This is a genomic window from Pseudophaeobacter sp. A-200-2 (genome assembly GCF_041008815.1).
GTDB classification, from domain to species: domain Bacteria; phylum Pseudomonadota; class Alphaproteobacteria; order Rhodobacterales; family Rhodobacteraceae; genus Phycobacter; species Phycobacter gallaeciensis_A.
In genome coordinates, this window is the sequence record NZ_JAXGFU010000001.1 from 154,874 (window position 1) to 172,877 (window position 18,004).

The 18,004-nt window shown below is 60.6% G+C and carries 17 protein-coding genes; 5 read left to right on the forward strand and 12 right to left on the reverse strand.

Translation table 11 applies throughout. The annotated features are described in order from the left end of the window. Window positions 1–50 precede the first annotated feature (50 nt). The 11 genes from phoB to SM766_RS00745 form a co-directional block, all read right to left on the reverse strand. Entirely contained in the window at window positions 51–740 is a 690-nt protein-coding gene (gene phoB, locus SM766_RS00695; protein ID WP_065270283.1) for a phosphate regulon transcriptional regulator PhoB, read from the reverse strand. Window positions 741–743: 3 nt separating this feature from the next. After that, complete coding sequence (phoU, locus tag SM766_RS00700) at window positions 744–1,454, reverse strand: phosphate signaling complex protein PhoU (RefSeq protein WP_065270282.1); 711 nt, start codon at window positions 1,452–1,454, stop codon at window positions 744–746. A 23-nt stretch (window positions 1,455–1,477) separates the two neighbouring features. Further along, window positions 1,478–2,272: a phosphate ABC transporter ATP-binding protein PstB gene (gene pstB / locus SM766_RS00705; RefSeq protein WP_065270281.1), complete on the reverse strand. Its 795-nt coding sequence runs from the start codon at window positions 2,270–2,272 to the stop codon at window positions 1,478–1,480. A gap of 11 nt (window positions 2,273–2,283) precedes the next feature. Continuing rightward, the gene (gene pstA, locus SM766_RS00710; RefSeq protein ID WP_274834132.1) at window positions 2,284–3,648 is read right to left on the reverse strand and encodes a phosphate ABC transporter permease PstA; all 1,365 of its coding nucleotides are present in this window, start codon (window positions 3,646–3,648) and stop codon (window positions 2,284–2,286) included. Beyond that, a complete protein-coding gene (pstC, locus tag SM766_RS00715) occupies window positions 3,648–5,126 on the reverse strand; it encodes a phosphate ABC transporter permease subunit PstC (RefSeq protein WP_065270279.1) in 1,479 nt (492 codons plus the stop codon). Before pstC ends, pstA begins: the two co-directional genes overlap by 1 nt. 103 nt (window positions 5,127–5,229) lie before the next feature. Next, entirely contained in the window at window positions 5,230–6,285 is a 1,056-nt protein-coding gene (locus SM766_RS00720; RefSeq protein WP_274832245.1) for a substrate-binding domain-containing protein, read from the reverse strand. 246 nt (window positions 6,286–6,531) lie between these two features. Continuing rightward, window positions 6,532–7,572, reverse strand: coding sequence for an ATP-binding protein (locus SM766_RS00725; RefSeq protein WP_274832244.1), 1,041 nt, complete (start codon window positions 7,570–7,572; stop codon window positions 6,532–6,534). Between the two features lie 61 nt (window positions 7,573–7,633). Then, window positions 7,634–8,818, reverse strand: coding sequence for a trans-sulfuration enzyme family protein (locus SM766_RS00730; RefSeq protein ID WP_368946584.1), 1,185 nt, complete (start codon window positions 8,816–8,818; stop codon window positions 7,634–7,636). Continuing rightward, on the reverse strand, window positions 8,819–9,343 hold the full coding sequence (locus tag SM766_RS00735) for a gamma carbonic anhydrase family protein (protein WP_274828112.1): 525 nt from the start codon (window positions 9,341–9,343) through the stop codon (window positions 8,819–8,821). After that, window positions 9,340–9,981, reverse strand: a complete 642-nt coding sequence (gene gmk, locus SM766_RS00740; RefSeq protein WP_274828111.1) for a guanylate kinase — start codon at window positions 9,979–9,981, stop codon at window positions 9,340–9,342. Before gmk ends, SM766_RS00735 begins: the two co-directional genes overlap by 4 nt. Before the next feature lie 31 nt (window positions 9,982–10,012). After that, window positions 10,013–10,909: a YicC/YloC family endoribonuclease gene (locus SM766_RS00745; protein ID WP_065270274.1), complete on the reverse strand. Its 897-nt coding sequence runs from the start codon at window positions 10,907–10,909 to the stop codon at window positions 10,013–10,015. Window positions 10,910–11,175: 266 nt separating this feature from the next. Here SM766_RS00745 and SM766_RS00750 point away from each other — a divergent pair, with 266 nt between their 5' ends. Beyond that, entirely contained in the window at window positions 11,176–12,003 is an 828-nt protein-coding gene (locus SM766_RS00750) for a PAS domain-containing protein (protein ID WP_368946585.1), read from the forward strand. 222 nt (window positions 12,004–12,225) lie between these two features. Here the strand turns inward: SM766_RS00750 and SM766_RS00755 are convergent, their stop codons facing one another. Beyond that, window positions 12,226–13,608, reverse strand: a complete 1,383-nt coding sequence (locus SM766_RS00755) for a class II 3-deoxy-7-phosphoheptulonate synthase (RefSeq protein ID WP_368946586.1) — start codon at window positions 13,606–13,608, stop codon at window positions 12,226–12,228. A gap of 184 nt (window positions 13,609–13,792) precedes the next feature. Between SM766_RS00755 and SM766_RS00760 the strand changes: the two genes are divergently transcribed. The 4 genes from SM766_RS00760 to SM766_RS00775 all read left to right on the forward strand — a co-directional run bounded on the left by SM766_RS00760 (window position 13,793) and on the right by SM766_RS00775 (window position 18,003). After that, window positions 13,793–14,800 carry a GlxA family transcriptional regulator gene (locus SM766_RS00760; RefSeq protein ID WP_065270271.1) on the forward strand — a complete coding sequence of 336 codons (1,008 nt, stop codon included), beginning with the start codon at window positions 13,793–13,795 and terminating at the stop codon, window positions 14,798–14,800. A gap of 290 nt (window positions 14,801–15,090) precedes the next feature. Continuing rightward, a complete protein-coding gene (locus tag SM766_RS00765) occupies window positions 15,091–16,284 on the forward strand; it encodes an ABC transporter substrate-binding protein (RefSeq protein WP_065270270.1) in 1,194 nt (397 codons plus the stop codon). 100 nt (window positions 16,285–16,384) lie between these two features. Then, the gene (locus SM766_RS00770) at window positions 16,385–17,173 is read left to right on the forward strand and encodes an ABC transporter ATP-binding protein (RefSeq protein WP_065270269.1); all 789 of its coding nucleotides are present in this window, start codon (window positions 16,385–16,387) and stop codon (window positions 17,171–17,173) included. Continuing rightward, complete coding sequence (locus SM766_RS00775) at window positions 17,170–18,003, forward strand: ABC transporter ATP-binding protein (protein WP_274834128.1); 834 nt, start codon at window positions 17,170–17,172, stop codon at window positions 18,001–18,003. Before SM766_RS00770 ends, SM766_RS00775 begins: the two co-directional genes overlap by 4 nt. The last annotated feature ends 1 nt before the right edge of the window (window position 18,004 follow it).

The window sequence follows — 18,004 nt, forward strand, 5'->3', positions numbered from 1 at the left end:
GCTGTGGCCCCATCCATGGGGCAAAGCGGAACACGCAATCCTGGAAAAACTTAGCCGAGCGCGTAGCCCGCGCCGCGCACCGTGCGCACAGGATCGTCGCCGCCATGCTGGGTCAGTGCCTTGCGCAGCCGCCCGATGTGGACATCCACGGTGCGGGTGTCGACGTAGATGTCCCGGCCCCAGACCCGGTCCAGCAGCTGTTCCCGACTCCAGACCCGGCCCGGTTTTTCCATGAAGGTCGACAGCAGGCGGAATTCGGTCGGACCGAGCTTCAGCGGCTGATCCGAGCGGCTGACCTTATGGGTTTCCGCATCCAGAATGATGTCGTCAAACTCCAGCCGCACACCAACGGTGGACGGGCGCACGCGGCGCAACTGGGTCCGCACCCGCGCCATCAGCTCGATCACCGAATAGGGTTTCACCACGTAATCGTCAGCGCCGGTTTCCAGACCGCGCACCTTGTCCACCTCTTCGGAGCGGGCCGAGAGCATGATGATCGGAATGCCGCGGGTCTCGGGCCGCGTCTTCAGGCGGCGGCAGACTTCGATTCCGCTGAGGTTCGGCATCATCCAGTCCAGAACGATGATGTCCGGCGTGTCCTCCTCGACCAAAAGCAGCGCCTCTTCGCCGTTTTCGGCGCGGATCACACGGAACCCGTCTGCTTCGAGGTTGTAGGCCAGCACTTCACGTTGGGCCAATTCGTCCTCGACGACCAGAACAGTGGGCTGATCGGCAGCCATGTCTTAGACCTCCTGCGGAGTGGTTGAGGTGGTATCGGCCTTGGGCCGGTCGTCCTCGGGACGGCTGCCGGTAACCAAGTAGATCAGCTCTTCGCAGATCGATGTCACGTGATCGCCCATGCGTTCGATGTTCTTGGCGATGAAATGCAGATGCATACAGGGCGTGATGTTGCGCGGATCTTCCATCATATGGGTCAGGAATTCGCGGAATAGCGCATTATACATCTGGTCGACGTCGCGGTCGCGGGTGATCACATCGCCCGCCAGTTCGACATCGCGCTGGATATAGGCGTCCAGCGCATCCTTCAGCATCAGTTCAACCTCACGCGCCATCCGGCGCAGGGCGGCGGCGCTGTCCAGCGCATCATGGCCCTGGATCAGGACCCCGGTGCGTTTGGCGATATTCTTGGCGTAATCACCGATGCGTTCCAGATTGCCGGCGATTTTCATCACCGACAGCACCACGCGCAGATCCACCGCAGCCGGGGCGCGGATGGCGATCACCCGAGCAGCTTCCTCGTTGATCAGCTCTTCAAGCCCATCGATGGCCTTGTCGTCGGCGCGCACCTTCTGGGCCAGTTCCTCGTCGCGGGTTTCCAGCGCGCGCGCAGATTCCATGATGGCGGCTTCGACGAGCCCGCCCATTTTCATGATCCGGGCCTGGATCGCCTCCAGATCCCGGTCAAATGCGGATGCGATATGTTGCTCTTCCATGTCTCAGTCCTTGCAATGAGGGATCAGCCGATACGGCCGGTAATGTAGCTTTCGGTCCGCGGATCTTCGGGGTTGGTGAAGATCTGACCGGTGTTGCCGAACTCAACCAGGTTGCCGAGGTGGAAGAAGGCGGTTTTCTGGCTGACGCGGGCAGCTTGCTGCATCGAGTGGGTGACGATCACCACCGAATAGCTCGCGCGCAGCTCGTCGATCAGCTCTTCGACCTGGGCGGTGGCGATCGGGTCCAGCGCAGAACAGGGCTCGTCCATCAGCAGGACTTCGGGTTCGGTCGCCACGGCACGGGCGATGCACAGACGCTGCTGCTGACCACCGGACAGGCCGGTGCCCGGCGCGTGCAGGCGGTCCTTTACCTCATCCCATATGGCGCCGCGGCGCAGGGATTTTTCGACGATCTCATCCAGTTCGGCCTTGCTCCGGGCCAGCCCGTGAATGCGCGGGCCATAGGCCACGTTGTCATAGATCGATTTCGGGAAGGGGTTCGGTTTCTGGAACACCATGCCAACCTTGGCGCGCAGCTGCACCGGATCGACCCGCTTGTCATAGATGTCTTCGCCGTCCAGCAGGATCTTGCCAGTGACGCGGCAGATGTCGATGGTGTCATTCATCCGGTTCAGACAACGCAGGAAGGTCGACTTGCCACAGCCCGAAGGACCGATGAAGGCGGTCACGGTATTGTCTTCGATCTCGACATTGACGTCTTTGATCGCGTGGGTGTCGCCGTAATAGACGTTGACGTCGCTGGCCGAGATTTTGATCGTGTTGGTCACAGTCTTATCCAGTCTACTCATGTCGTTCATATCGGTGCCCCCTACCAGCGGCGTTCAAAGCGGCGGCGCAGGATCACGGCCACCGTATTCATGGTTACGAGGAAAACCAAAAGGATAATGATGCCGCCCCAGGCCCGTTCGTAAAAGGCCGGATCGGCGCGTTTGGCCCATTCATAGATCTGCGCGGGCATTGCCGAGTTCGGCGCCAGCAGACCATCGGCCAGGGTTTCCGGTGCGTTGGAGGCAATGAAACCCACCATGCCGATCAGCAAGAGCGGCGCGGTTTCGCCAAGCGCCTGCGCCAGGCCGATGATGGTGCCGGTCAGGATGCCGGGCGCGGCCAGGGGCAGCACGTGGTGGAACACCGCCTGCATTTTCGAAGCACCGACACCCAGCGCCGCATCACGGATCGACGGCGGCACCGCCTTCAACGCCGCGCGGGTCGAGATGATGATGGTCGGCAGGGTCATCAACGTCAGTACCAGACCACCCACCAGCGGCGCCGACATCGGCAGGTGCATGTAGTTGATGAACACCGCAAGGCCCAGGATACCAAAGACGATGGACGGCACAGCGGCGAGGTTCGAAATATTAACCTCGATCACGTCGGTGAGCCAGTTCTTGGGTGCGAATTCCTCAAGGTAGATCGACGCTGCAACCCCAATGGGCAGCGCCAGCGCCAGCACCACCAGCATCATGAACAGGGAACCCATCATCGACACACCGATGCCGGCGGCCTCGGGGCGTTGGTCAGAGGCATCCGCGCCGATGATGAAATCGATGTTGAAAGTCTTCTCGATCACGCCTTCGGCGACCAGCGCATCGACCAGATCCAGCTGCGCGGCCGAGATGTTCTTGTCATTCTCGATGCTGTCGCGGCTGACGCGCCCTTTCAGGTAACCATCAACGCGGCTTTGCGCGAGAAAGCGGAACTCGACCGTCTGTCCGATCTGATCGGGGTTTTCGATGACAAAGGCCCGCAGCTGGGCGACGGCGTTCTTGGACAGAAGGCCGGCCATGTCCTTGGACTTGAGCCCGGTTTCGATGCCGCGCGCGTCGATCATGTCCTGCATCGCGCCCTTGACCAGCGGGGCATAGCCGAAGGTGGTGACCTTCTTGATGTCCTCGATGTCGCGGTTGCCTTTCTTGTCGAGTTTGCTTTCCAACAGTTCCACGTTCAGCGTGACAAAGGTCTGCTGAAAGGCGCCCGCGCCGCGGCCCACGATGGTGGTGACCAGGACGGCCAGCATCATCAGGCCCACAAGGATGGCCGCAATGCCATAGGCCTTGAACCGGGTCTCAGCGGCGTTGCGTTTGCGGGTGCGGGGGCTTTGCGACAGGAGCGATCCGCCCTTGGTCGTCTGTGGCCCGCCAGAGCCGCCGGAGGTGTGACTGATATCGGTCATTAGTCGTACTGCTCCCGGTATTTGCGCACGATATAAAGGGCCAGAACATTGAGCCCCAGCGTCAGAACAAAGAGGGTCAGGCCCAGAGCGAAGGCGACCAGCGTTTCCGGGCTTGCGAAATCGGTGTCGCCGGTCAGCTGGCTGACGATGCGGGTAGTGATGGTGGTCATCGATTCAAGCGGGTTGAGCGAGAATTTGGCAATCGCCCCTGCCCCCATGACCACGATCATGGTTTCGCCGATGGCGCGCGAAGCCGCCAGCAGCACGGCACCGACGATGCCCGGCAACGCGGCCGGCAGAACCACCTGGCGCACGGTTTCGGATTTGGTGGCGCCAAGGCCAAGTGAGCCATCGCGCATCGACTGCGGCACCGCGTTGATGATGTCATCGGACAGGGACGAGACAAAGGGGATCAGCATGATGCCCATGACCAACCCAGCCGTCAGAACCGAGGTGGCGCCGCTCATCCATTCGACGCCAAGAACGCCGTTTTCGCCCTGACCGAAGAAGCGCACCAGCAAGGGGCCGACAGTCAACAGGGCAAAGAGACCATAAACGATGGTCGGGATACCTGCGAGGATCTCCAGCAGAGGCTTGGCGAAGGCGCGCACCGCCGGGCCGGCGTATTCGGAGAGGTAGATCGCTGCGAACAACCCCACGGGCACTGCCACCAGCAGCGCGATGAAGGAAATATAGAGCGTGCCCCAGAGCAGCGGCAGGATCGACAATTCGCTGTCACCGCGAAAATTCGGCGCCCAGGTGGTGCCAAAGAAGAAGTCGGTCCAGGAATGCAGCCCAAAGAAATTCTTGGTTTCAAACAGCATCGACAGAACGATGCCGATCGTGGTCAGGATCGCCAGAGAGGCCGCTAGGATCAGCAGCGCCATGACAACCCGCTCCACCACGTTGCGGGCGCGGAAATCCTTGTCCGACTTGCGATATGCCAACCCAAAGCCGCCAAGCGCCAGCAAGAGGACCGCGACGGTCATTGCCGTGCGGCCTGTGTGCGACAGCCCCCGGTAGGCGCGCGCGGCGTCCAGAACTTCGGGACGCACATCAGCGCCAAGCGCGACGCCAACCTCCCCCAGAATGCCCCGCAGGTCGCCGGTCTCGCTGTCAAATTCGCGCACTTCACGGGCGCTCAGCGCGCCCTGCTCAACCGCCAGATCCAGCCCTTCGGCCACCCGGCGCACATCGCTCATCACGAGGCTGAGCGAGGCGTTTTCCGGCACCAGATCCGCGGGGATCATGGAGGACACCCGGTTTTCGATCAGCATGGGCTGGGCCAATAGCCAGATCACCAGAGCCGCCAAAGACGGGATCAGTGCGCTCAACCCCACATGAGAGCCGTAGTAGCTCGGCAGGGAATGCAGCAGGCGGGGGTCACCACCGGCCGAAGCAAGCGCGCGGCGACGGCCCAGAACATATCCGGCGGCCGCGATGACACAGAGTAGAACAACAAGCCAGAACGTCGGCATCAAAGGCTCCGTTTGGTGGCGGATTAAAATTCAGAGTGTCCGATTGGACAGAGAAATGGCCGGGGGAACGTCCCCCGGCCAAATCAGATCAGCGGGGGAATGATTAGGAGTTTCCACCCATTACGTCTTCGTTTGCAACCGCTTCCTGGGTTTTCGCCAGTTCCGGGTCTGCAACCAGACCGTATTCGGCCAGCGGGCCATCGGGGCCTGCAACTTCGTCGGCGATGAAGAATTCAGCATATTCTTTCAGGCCGGGGATCACGCCGATGTGGGCTTTCTTCACGTAGAAGAACAGCGGGCGCGAGACCGGGTATTCGCCGGTTGCGATGCTTTCGGTGGAGGGAACGATACCGGACATGGTTGCGACCTGCAGTTTGTCGGTGTTGTTCTCGTAGAAGGCCAGACCAAAGACGCCGATGCCGTCTTTGTTGCTCTCGATGCGGGCCAGAGTCTCGGTGTAGTCACCGTCGATGTCCACGGAGACGCCGTCGGTGCGCAGGGAGATACAGGCTTTCTCGGCTGCTTTCTTCTTGGCTTTGTCGCTGTCACCTTCGGCGCCGGCCAGGATGTGCTCGAATGCGCCGGTGGCTTCGCAGCCTGCCAGGATCACCTTGTCTTCGAAGACTTCGCGGGTGCCGTGCTTGGTGCCGGGGATGAAGGCCTGGATCGGCTGCGCCGGGAAGGCCGGGTTCACGTCGGCCCAGGTTTTGTTCGGGTTGGCGACCATTTTGCCGTCGACCATGATTTCGTCGGACAGAGCCAGGTACCAGTCGGTCGGGGTGAATTCGAAACCGTTGCCGTTGATGTCGGAGGCAAAGACAATGCCGTCATAACCGATACGGACTTCGATGATGTCGGTGACACCAGCTTCGGCACAGGCTTTGATTTCTTTGTCTTTGATTTTGCGCGATGCGTTCGCAACGTCGATGGTGTTTTCGCCAACACCTTCGCAGAAACGCTTGAGACCGGCCGAAGAACCGCCGGATTCAACAACCGGTGTCGGGAAGTCGAAGTTTTCGCCAAAGGCTTCGGCAACGATCGAGGCATAGGGCAGCACGGTCGAGGAGCCGGCAACCTGCACCTGATCACGTGCGGCGGCAGCGGTGGCCGAAACGGCAGCGATTGCCAGGGCGGATGCGGAAAGTTTCACAAAGGACATTTCAGTCTCCATGAGGTGTTAGAAGGTTCACGATCACCCCCACGATGATCTTGGCCTCCTGCTAAAGGGCGGTCATGTGGCTTTTGTGACAGGTATGTAACAGGCATATGACAATCGCCGGATTGTGACGGAAATTGTGACAAAAACCTTATCCTACTGGTTCACGGCGCCCATACGCCCCTGTGCAATCCGCAAGGAGGCGTTCATACCCTTCGTTTTTCGGAAGCGGATGGTGGCGCAGGAAGGTTACTGCGGCAGGATCACGGTGAAGGATGCCCCTGCCCCAAGATCGCTTTCAACCCTCAGTCGGCCCCGGTGCCGGTTGATGATGTGTTTGACGATTGCCAGACCCAGACCGGTACCGCCCAGCTCGCGCGAGCGATGGCTGTCGGCGCGGTAGAAACGCTCGGTCAGGCGTGGCAGATGTACCGGATCAATGCCCGGACCATTGTCGATCACCTGGATGCGGGCCGCCGGAGCGCGCAGGGCCGGATCCCGCTCCATCGGCGTCAGCACCACGCGCACCTCATCGCCACCGTATTTGATGGCGTTTTCGATCAGGTTGGTGAAGACCTGTTGCAGCTGATCGGAATCGCCGGTGACATGCACCGGCTCGTCGGGCGCCTCAAGCGACAGGGCGACATTGCCGGCCTCAGCCAGCGGCTGCATGGATTTTAGGGTGGATGTCAGATGCGCCGTAAGGTCCAGTTTTTCTTTTGGCCGCACCCGCTCCGCGCTCTCGACGCGGTTAAGGGACAGAAGATCGCCGACCAGACGGTTCATCCGGCTGGCTTCCCCTTCCATGATCGCCAGGAAGCGATCACGGGCTGCCGGATCGTCGCGGGCGGCGCCGCGCAGGGTTTCGATAAACCCCATCAGCGCGGTCAACGGCGTGCGCAATTCATGGCTGACGTTGGCGACGAAATCGCGGCGCATCTGGCCAGCCTGTTCGCGCTCGGTCACGTCGGTGAAACACAACAGTACGGCGCCGCCATTGACGGCGCCGATGCCGGGGACGTAGCGCAGGCTCACCTCGAATGTGGTGTCCTGCGCGCCGTCATTGGACAGATGTCGGGCGGTGCGCGCAGATTTGTCCTGCAGACAGGCTTCGATTGCAGCGGTGACGCCGGGCTGGCGCAGAATGGTGGCGAAGTGCCGCCCCTTCAGTTGCTGCCCCAAAAGGGTGGTGCCGGCCGCATTGGCACCGATGAAGCGTTCGGTCTGATCCACCAGCACCGCAGGCAGCGGGATGGCTTCGAGAAACCCTTCGATCAGCTCTTGCGTCATGGCACTTTGGCCCCTTTGGATGGCGGTTCGGCCCGTGTACCTTTCCAATGTAACGGTTTTATTATGACGCTGCGGCCGCCGCGACCGCGTCGGAGAACACCGCCAGTAGCGCCGCCGGGTCCTCCAGACCAACCGACACCCGGAAGAACCCTTCGCTGAGGCCGAGGCCCGCGCGTTCTTCTGGCGTCAGCGCCCGGTGCGACGAGGAGGCCGGATGCGACAGGGTGGTGCCCACATCACCCAGCGTCGGGGCAAAGTTCAGCCCGTCCGCCGCGCGGGTAAATGCGTTGGCCGCGGCCCGGCCGCCTTCGAGTTCAAAGCTGACCATATTGCAGCCCTGCCCCTTGAGCAGATCCATGGCGCGGTCATGATCCGGGTGATCTTTGCGCGTCGGGTAGATCACGCGCTTGACACCCGGCATCCCGGCCAGATGATCGGCCAGCGCCGCTGCCGTGGCCTGGCTGCGCTCGAACCGCAGCTCAAAGGACAGCATGCCGCGCTCGGCCAGCCAGCAATCAAACGGGCTGGGCGTCATGCCGGTGGTGACGGAAAACACGCTCAGCCGCTCATTCAGCGCCGGATCGCGTGCCACCACATAACCCAGCATCACATCGGAGTGGCCGGCCAGCAGTTTGGTGATCGAATGGATGACGATATCGGCGCCGTGGTCGAACGGCTGAAACCCGCGCGGAGTGGTAAAGGTATTGTCCACCACCAGCAGAATGCCGGTCTCCTTGCACAGCGCCGACAACCCGTCGATATCCGCCACCGCCAGTGTCGGGTTCGACACGGTTTCGACCAGGATCATCTTGGTCTCGGGACGGATCGCAGCCCGCACGGCCGCAATATCCGCCGGATCGGCAAGGCTGGTTTCGATCCCCAGACGCGGCAGGTCTTCCTTCATCAGGCGCAGCGAGCGGCCATAAAGCTGGTTGCCGCCGATCACGTGATCGCCGGTCTTTGTCAGCCCCAGCAGAACCGCAGAAACCGCTGCCATGCCCGAACCGGTGACAACCCCGCCCGACATGCCTTCCATCGCATCCAGACGTTTGGCCACCACATCCGCGTTCGGATGTCCCTCGCGGGAGTAGGTATAGCCGTGCACGCGGCCTTCATATTGGTCATCCAGCGCATCAGGGGTTTCGCTGGCGTAAACCACCGAGGGGCTGAGCGGCGTCACGACCGGGTGGCTTGCACTATGGGGAAGCGGATCGGGCCGCATCAGCGAGCCTTTGGAATTTCTCATTTAGTCGACCTTTTGCAGTTCTTCACGAAAGCGGCGCATGTTGTCCTGGTAATGGAGCGCGCTCCACTTCAGCTTTTCGATTGTTGCTTCATCTACCTGACGCACAACCTTGCCCGGAGCGCCCATGACCAGGGAGCCATCGGGAATTTCCTTGTTCTCGGTGATCAGCGCGCCTGCCCCGATCAGGCAGTTCTTGCCGATCTTGGCGCCGTTCAACACGGTCGCGCCCATCCCGATCAGGGAGTTTTCGCCGATGGTGCAGCCATGCAGCATTACCTTGTGACCGATGGTGCAATTCTTGCCGATGCTCAATGGGAACCCAGCGTCAATATGCATGACGACGTTCTCCTGCACATTTGATCCTTCGCCGATGCGGATCTCTTCGTGGTCGGCGCGGATGGTGCAGCCGAACCAGACCGAAGATCCGGCCTCCATCACCACCTTGCCGACCAGGTTGGCATCGGGGGCAACCCAGGTATCTTCGTGGATCTCGGGCTTGTCTGTTCCAAGGGCGTAAAGGGTCATGACATTTCCTCAAACTCTGCTTGCAGACCGCGCACGTGATCCACCAGGTGCGGTTGCTGAATCCGGCGCAGGCGGGTCGCGGTGATGATGGTGCGCAGGGCTTCCTCGGTGGTGTCCAGATCGTCGTTGATCAGCACATGGTCATAGCTGCCCCAGTGGCTGATTTCGTCCCAGCTTTTCTCCATCCGCCTCTTGATGGTGTCGGCATCGTCCTGACCGCGGCTTTCCAGTCGGCGGCGCAGCTCGTGGATCGAGGGCGGCAAGAGGAAGATCGACAGTGTGTGCTGGCCAAGGTCCGAATTGCGGATCTGCTGCGCACCCTGCCAGTCGATGTCAAACAGCACATCCTGACCCGCGTTGATCGCCGCCCGCACCGGCCCCTTGGGAGAGCCGTAGAAGTTGCCGAAGACATGCGCGTGTTCCAGCATCTCGCCTTCGGTGACGGCAGCTTTGAATTCATCCACCGTGCTGAAGTGGTAATCCTGACCGTCGACCTCACCCTCGCGCGGGGCACGGGTGGTGGCAGAGACCGAGAACCGGATGCTGTCGTCCCAGCTCCGCAGCCGTTTCGCCAGTGTGGATTTGCCTGCGCCGGACGGCGACGACAGGATGATCAATAGGCCTCGCCGATCAGCCATCAGCTGCTCTCCTCAAATTCTATGGTCTGGGTCATTCGATGTTCTGCACTTGCTCGCGCATCTGATCTATTATCGCCTTCAGCTCAAGCCCGACAGCGGTCAGATCGCTGCTTTGCGCCTTGGAGCACAGGGTATTGGCCTCGCGGTTGAACTCCTGCATCAGGAAATCCAGCTTGCGACCGATCGGGCCACCGGCCTCTAACAGCTCACGCGCCGCACGCACATGGGCGGCAAGACGGTCGATTTCCTCGGTCACGTCTGCCTTGACCGCGATCAGGGCCAGTTCCTGCGCCAGACGGTCGGGGTCCATGCCATCGGAATTCGCCAGAACCCGTTCAAGATTGGTCTTAAGAGTTTCCGCGATTCTGGGCTTGCGCTCTTCTGCCAGAGCCGCCGCTGAAGCGCTGAGGGCCTCCACTTGGTCCAGTTGACGCTTCAATACATTAAGCAATTGGGCGCCTTCGGTCCGCCGCATTTCGGTGAGGCCCGCCAAAAGGGTTAAGAATTCGTCCTTCAGCGCGGCCACCAGCGGCGCCGGGTCGTCCTCTGTCACCGCGTGTTCCATCACCCCGCGCAGGGCTAGAATGTCCGATGCCGACGATGGTTTCAGGTCCACTCCCGCCGCCTGCGCGGCTGCTTCGGTCTGCGCCAGTGCCTCCAACACCGACGTGAGTGCCGCCGGGTTCAGTTGCAGTGGCCCGCCCCCCTCTTCCCGGCGCGTCAAACGCAGGGTCAGCGAGATATTCCCGCGCGATAGAGATTTGGAAAGTGTTGATCTGACAAAGGGTTCCAGACCTTCCAGCCAATCGGGAATGCGCAGGCGCAGGTCCAGCCCCTTGGCGTTGACCGACCGGATTTCCCAACCCCAGCTATGCGCATCAAGGCCCCCTTGCGCGGATGCGAATCCTGTCATGCTGTTCACAGTCATACACTCAGCCCTTTGTCGTTTTCTGCGCGCGACATTGCCACAAAGGCGCCGATAAGCACAACGGATGCAGGCCTTATTCTTTGGTATAGAAGGCCTATCCGGATCCCGTTAACCATTGCTTGAAGAAATAGTCATAATTTGAATCATATTGTGCCATATTAATGAAGCAGTAAGGATTTGGGCGGATATTGTTAAGCAGTCTTAAGAAAGCTTAACCTGCCGCCGCAGACAGTCGGGATTCTCCCGGCAAGCAAAAGGACACGGACATGTTTTTCGGCGGTCGCAAAAGCTCTGGACAGAACAAGGGTCACGACAAGGTGGTTCCGATGGACAACTTCCGCAGCCACACCCCCGTGTCGGCGATGCGCCAGGCAGAAGCCTACTGGACAGCCCTGCGTCGGGGCGACGATATTCCCAGCCGCTCGCAGATTGACCCGCGTGGCCTGGAGAACATCCTGTCCCAGACCTTCATTCTCGAACGCGTGGCCCCTGGCATCGCCCGGTTCCGCCTTGCGGGCCAGAAGGTCAACGAGATGGCAGGCATGGAAGTGCGTGGAATGCCGATCACGGCGTTCTTCACCCCCGATGCCCGCAAACAGCTGAGCGCCGCATTGGAGCATATGTTCGAAGCCCCCGCTATCGTTGAGCTGGAGCTGCAAACCGAACCCTCGCGCCTGCGGGGCCGACGTGAGGCACGGATGTTGTTGCTGCCGCTGCGCAGTGATCTTGGCGATGTCAGCCGGGCGCTGGGCGTTTTCGTCTCGGAAGGCAACCCGACGGGAACATCGCAGCGCTTCACGGTGTCCTCGATCGAGATGCGGACCATCTCGCAGGGCAGCACCGATGGCGAATTCAAGGCCAAGCCGCGCGACGAAAAGCAAGATGTTAATACGCCGAACCCCGGCTTTGCAGAAACACAGGAGCGGTTCACGACCGAAAAGTCCATTCTGGACGAGGCGCGCGCCCTTGCCGATCGCGGCACCCTGAAGGCCACGCCGGATGCAGAAAAACCGGGTGAAACCGCAGACGGCGGTGCCAGCCAGAAGGCGCCCAAACGTGGATCACATCTGCGCCTGGTGGTCAGTCGCGACTAAACACAGACATAGCCGGAACAATCCGGCCGAGATTCCGGTCCAAGGTCATAGCACCGGAAAATACGCCCCGCGGAAGAACTCCCGGGGCGTTCCCTTTTCTGCCAGGCTTCACCGTTTTCAAGTCCGCTATGCCGCTCACAGCAAAAAGCCGCCCCGAATGGAGCGGCTTTTCTTTTGTTATCAGCCCCCTAGGAGCAGCCCCTAAGGCAAACACCCCTCGCTTCAGCCAGCCTCGGCTGTCGCAGCGGCGCCACCGCGTTGACCGCGCAGGGTGGACAGCTCTTCCGCTACCAGGAACGCCAGTTCCAGAGATTGGCTGGCGTTAAGGCGCGGATCACAGGCCGTATGGTAGCGGTCTCTGAGGTTCTCATCGGTGACAGCCCGTACGCCGCCGGTGCATTCGGTGACATCCTGACCGGTCATCTCGAAATGCACGCCGCCGGGAATGGTGCCCTCGCTGGTGTGAACTGCGAAGAAATCGCGCACCTCGCGCAGAACGCTGTCAAAGGGCCGGGTCTTGTAACCGCTGGTGGACTTGATGGTATTGCCATGCATCGGGTCGCAGACCCAGGTGACATTGGCGCCCTCTTCCTTCACCGCCTTGATAAGGCGCGGCAGATGATCCGCGGCCTTCCCGGCGCCGAAGCGGGCGATCAGCGTCAGACGGCCCTCTTCGTTCTCGGGATTCAGCTTGGCCATCAACTCCTTGAGGTCCTCGGCGGTGGTGGTCGGGCCGCACTTCAATCCGATCGGGTTCAGAACACCGCGGCAGAACTCCACATGCGCGCCGTCGGGCTGGCGGGTGCGGTCACCGATCCAGATCATGTGGCCGGAACCGGCCAGCCATTTGCCGGAGGTCGAATCAAGACGGGTCAGCGCCTCTTCATATTCCAGCAGCAGACCTTCGTGGCTAGTGTAGAACTCAACCGTCTGCAGCGTATGCGCGGTGTCGTTGTTGACCCCGGCTGCTTTCATGAAATCCAGCGTGTCGGTGATCCGGTTCGCCATCTCGCGATAGGTCTCTGCCTTCTCGCTTTCGGTGAAACCGAGCGTCCAGGCGTGCACCTGATTCACATCCGCGTAACCGCCGGTCGAAAACGCGCGCAGCAGGTTCAGCGTTGCAGCCGCCTGAGTATAGGCCTGCAGCATCCGGTTCGGATCCGGCACCCGCGAGGCCTCGTTGAAGGCCAGATCGTTGATGATATCGCCGCGGTAGCTGGGCAGCTCAACACCATCCACCACTTCGGTCGGGGCACTGCGCGGTTTGGCGAATTGCCCGGCCATCCGGCCCACCTTCACCACCGGCACTTTGGCGCCGTAGGTCAGAACCATCGCCATTTGCAGCATCACCTTGAAGGTGTCGCGGATTGCATCGGCGCTGAACTGTTCAAAGCTTTCGGCGCAATCGCCCCCCTGAAGCAGGAAGGCCTCGCCGCGCCCGGCGGCTGCCAGGTGCTGTTTCAGACGCCGTGCTTCGCCCGCAAAAACCAGCGGCGGATACTTGGAAAGCTGCGCCTCGACGGCCGCAAGGGCCGCCGCGTCGGTATAGTCGGGCATCTGAACCCGCGGTTTCTGGCGCCAGGTCGATTTTTGCCACTCACTCATAGCTTTTCTCCGCTCAAGAGGTCTTTGGGTATTTTCGGGCCCCACGTATACAAAACCCCGTGGCCACTGGCCAGTTCAGAATTTGAACATCTTGACCCGGCGGCATTCCTGTGAGCACGGTCAAAGACAGCCAGAACGAGCCCGACTCTCTGCGCATTATCCACAACAGTCAGGGGCCCGCACCATGCAGAACCAACGTAAACGAGTTGAACTTTCCGAATCCGTCGGTCCGACCAAACGGTTCGTTTTTGTATTGCTCGAACGGTTCTCCATGCTTTCCTTTGCCTCAGCCGTTGAATGTTTGCGCATTGCCAATCGGATGAGTGGGCGCGAGCTTTATTCATGGTCGCTGCTCGCAGAAGGCGGAGAGACGGTTACCTGCTCAGCCGGAACCACCTTTCAGCTTGATGGTGACCTCAGCGAACTGCAGCGCGATGACACCATCCTTTTGTGCGCTGGGATCGATGTTCAGGGTGCCACAAGCAAGAAGCTGCTGTCCTGGCTGCGGCGCGAGGCCCGCAAGGGATTGAAGGTGGGCGGGCTGTGTACAGCATCCTACGCACTGGCCAAGGCCGGGCTTCTGGACGGAAAACGCGCAACCATTCACTGGGAAAATGCGGATAGTTTTTCCGAGGAGTTTGAAGAGGTTGAGCTGACAAAGTCGGTGTTCGTCATCGATGGGAACCGGCTGTCTACGGCTGGCGGGACCTCTTCGATTGATTTGATGCTGAAACTCATTGCCAATGACCACGGTGAAGAGCTGGCCAATGCGGTGGCCGATCAGCTGATCTATTCGTCGATCCGGACCGATCAGGACACCCAGCGCCTTTCGATCCCGACCCGGATCGGCGTGCGCCATCCGAAACTGTCGATGGTCATCCAGATGATGGAAAGCAATATCGAAGAGCCGATCAGCCCATCGATCCTGGCCCAGGATGTCGGCATGTCGACGCGCCAGCTGGAGCGACTGTTTCGCCGCTACCTGAACCGCAGCCCCAAGCGGTATTATATGGAGCTCCGTCTGCAGAAGGCGCGCAATCTGCTGATGCAGACCGACATGAGTGTCATCAACGTGGCGCTGGCCTGTGGCTTTGCCTCACCTTCGCATTTTTCGAAATGCTACCGAGCGCATTATGACACCACACCTTATCGTGAACGCGGCAGTAAATCGACACAGGCCGCCCCGCGCTGAGTGCGTCGTTGCACGCGGCCCTGATCGGCCGATCCCGGATTACTCTCACGGAGAGCATTTGGCGGCCAATTTTGGCAACGCAGTCGCGTGATTGTGTTCTTTTCCTTTGCGGAGGAACGCTGTAAAGGCACGTCCCAGTCGGGTTTATAGATAAAAACCATGCCTGATGATGGAGGAATCGGCCCCAAAGCAAGCCGAGTGCGAAGCGAGGTCCAAATGGACTTTCTTTTTTCAAACGCCTTGCCTAGGGTCCAATGTGAACAGATTTGTTCCAACAAGGGAGTTTTCAAATGAAAAAACTACTGCTGGCCACAACGGCCGTTGCACTGACCGCGGGCACCGCATTTGCTGGTGGCCACGCCAAGGAAGTGAAACTGGGCGTTCTGCTTGGCTTTACCGGCCCGATTGAATCGCTAACCGCAGCCATGGGTGCCGGCGCCGAAATGGCAATGGCAGAAGCCACCGCATCCGGCAAACTGCTGGACGGCGCTTCGGTGACCTCTGTACGCGCAGATACCGGCTGCATCGACAACGGTCTGGCTGTTGCCAACGGTGAAAAACTGGTCGCTGAAGGCGTCAACGGCATCATCGGCGGTGACTGCTCGGGCGTGACCGGCGCGATCCTGCAGAACGTTGCGATTCCGAACGGCATGGTGATGATCTCCCCTTCGGCGACCTCGCCCGGCCTGACCACCATGGAAGACAACGACCTGTTCTTCCGCACCTCGCCCTCCGACGCCCGTGAAGGCGAAGTGATGGCCGAGATCCTGCAGGAGCGTGACATCAGCTCGATCGCCCTGACCTACACCAACAACGACTACGGCAAGGGTCTGGCGGACGCGATCAAGACCTCTTTTGAAAAGGTCGGCGGTGAAGTCACCATCGTGGCAGCGCACGAAGACGGCAAAGGCGACTATTCCGCCGAGGTTGCCTCGCTGGCTTCTGCCGGCGGCGACATCCTGGTGGTTGCCGGGTATCTGGACCAAGGCGGCCTGGGCATCATCCAGTCCGCGCTGGACAGCGGCGCCTATGACACCTTCGGTCTGCCCGGTGGCATGATCGGTGACAGCCTGCCCAAGAACGTGGGTTCCGACCTTGATGGCTCCTTTGGCCAGATCGCCGGTTCCGACTCCAAAGGCGCGGAAGTCTTTGCCGAGATGGCCAAGGCGGAAGGCTTTGACGGCACATCGGCCTATGCACCGGAATCCTATGACGCAGCGGCGCTGTTCCTGCTGGCCATGCAGGCTGCAGGCTCCACCGATCCGGCGGAATACGGTCCCAAGATCATGGAAGTTGCTAACGCTCCGGGTGAGCCGATCAACCCCGGTGAACTTGGCAAGGCGCTGGAAATCCTGGCCGCTGGCGGCGACGTCGACTTCCAGGGTGCGACCGGCGTTGAGCTGATCGGCCCCGGTGAGAGCGCAGGCTCCTACCGTGAGATCGAAGTCAAGGACGGTGCAAACACCACCGTGAAATTCCGTTAATCCTGAACAGGATAACGCAAACGAGAGATCAGCCCGGCATCGTCCGGGCTGTTCCAAATTTAAAGACTGCAAAAAACAAGCAGTTAGGGGATGAAATGACATGATCGTCGTCGAGGACTTGCACAAGCACTTCGGCGGGTTCCACGCGGTTGATGGCGCTTCGCTTGAAATCGCAAAGGGCTCCATAACCGGTTTGATCGGGCCAAATGGCGCGGGAAAAACCACTCTTTTCAACGTGATTGCGGGTGTTCTTGAACCCACATCCGGGCGGGTCACCATGGATGGTGAGGATATCACCGGCCTGCCCCCACATGAGCTGTTCCACAAGGGATTGCTGCGCACCTTCCAGATCGCGCATGAGTTTTCCTCGATGACCTGCCGCGAGAACCTGATGATGGTTCCGGGCAGCCAGTCGGGTGAGAGCCTGTGGAACACCTGGTTTGGCCGCAAGCGCATCGCCAACGAGGAACGCGCCCTGCGTGCAAAGGCGGACGAGGTGCTGGAGTTCCTGACGATCAGCCATATCGCCGATCTAAAGGCGGGCGAGGTCTCCGGCGGGCAGAAGAAGCTGCTGGAACTGGGCCGCACCATGATGGTGGACGCCAAGATCGTCTTCCTCGACGAGGTCGGCGCCGGCGTGAACCGGACCCTGCTTTACACCATCGCCGATGCGATCAAGCGCCTTAATGAGGAACGCGGGTATACCTTCGTCGTGATCGAACACGACATGGAGTTCATCGGCCGCCTCTGCGATCCGGTGATCTGCATGGCCGAGGGCAAGAAGCTTGCCGAAGGTACGTTGGACGAGATCAAGGCCAACGAACAGGTGATCGAAGCTTACCTGGGCACCGGTCTGAAAAACAAAGACAAAATAGGGGCAGACGCATGAGCGGCAACCCGTATCAGGACGATCGTGGCAACAAGGATTCCACGATCACCAACACCCATGGCGCGGGCACGATGCAGCCTGCCCACCGCAAGAGCGGCCCCACCACCAAGGTTGAGGGCGACAGCCCCTTCCTGATCGGCGATAGCATGACCGGCGGATACGGCAAGGGACCGGACATCCTGCATGACTGCACCATCGCCGTGAACCCGGGCGAGATCGCCGTGATCGTTGGCCCCAATGGCGCCGGCAAATCCACCGCGATGAAGGCGGTTTTCGGCATGCTGAACGTGCGCTCCGGCGCGGTGCGTCTGGATGGTGAGGATATCACCCAGCTTTCGCCGCAGGACCGCGTGGTCAAGGGGATGGGCTTTGTGCCCCAGACCAGCAATATCTTCACCTCGATGACGGTGGAGGAAAACCTGGAAATGGGCGCCTTCATCCGTACCGATGATTTCAGCGACACGATGGAGCAGGTCTATCACCTGTTCCCGATCCTGAAGGAAAAGCGCAACCAACCGGCAGGCGAGCTCTCGGGTGGTCAGCGTCAGCAGGTGGCCGTGGGCCGCGCGCTGATGACTCAGCCCAAGGTTCTCATGCTGGACGAGCCCACCGCTGGCGTGTCGCCCATCGTCATGGACGAGCTGTTCGACCGCATCATCGAGGTTGCCCGCACCGGGTTGCCGATCCTGATGGTGGAACAGAACGCCAAACAAGCCCTTGAGATCGCGGACAAAGGTTATGTCCTGGTCCAGGGCCGCAACGCATATACGGGCACCGGTCAGGAACTGCTGGCCGATCCCGAAGTGCGCAAATCTTTCCTGGGGGGCTGAG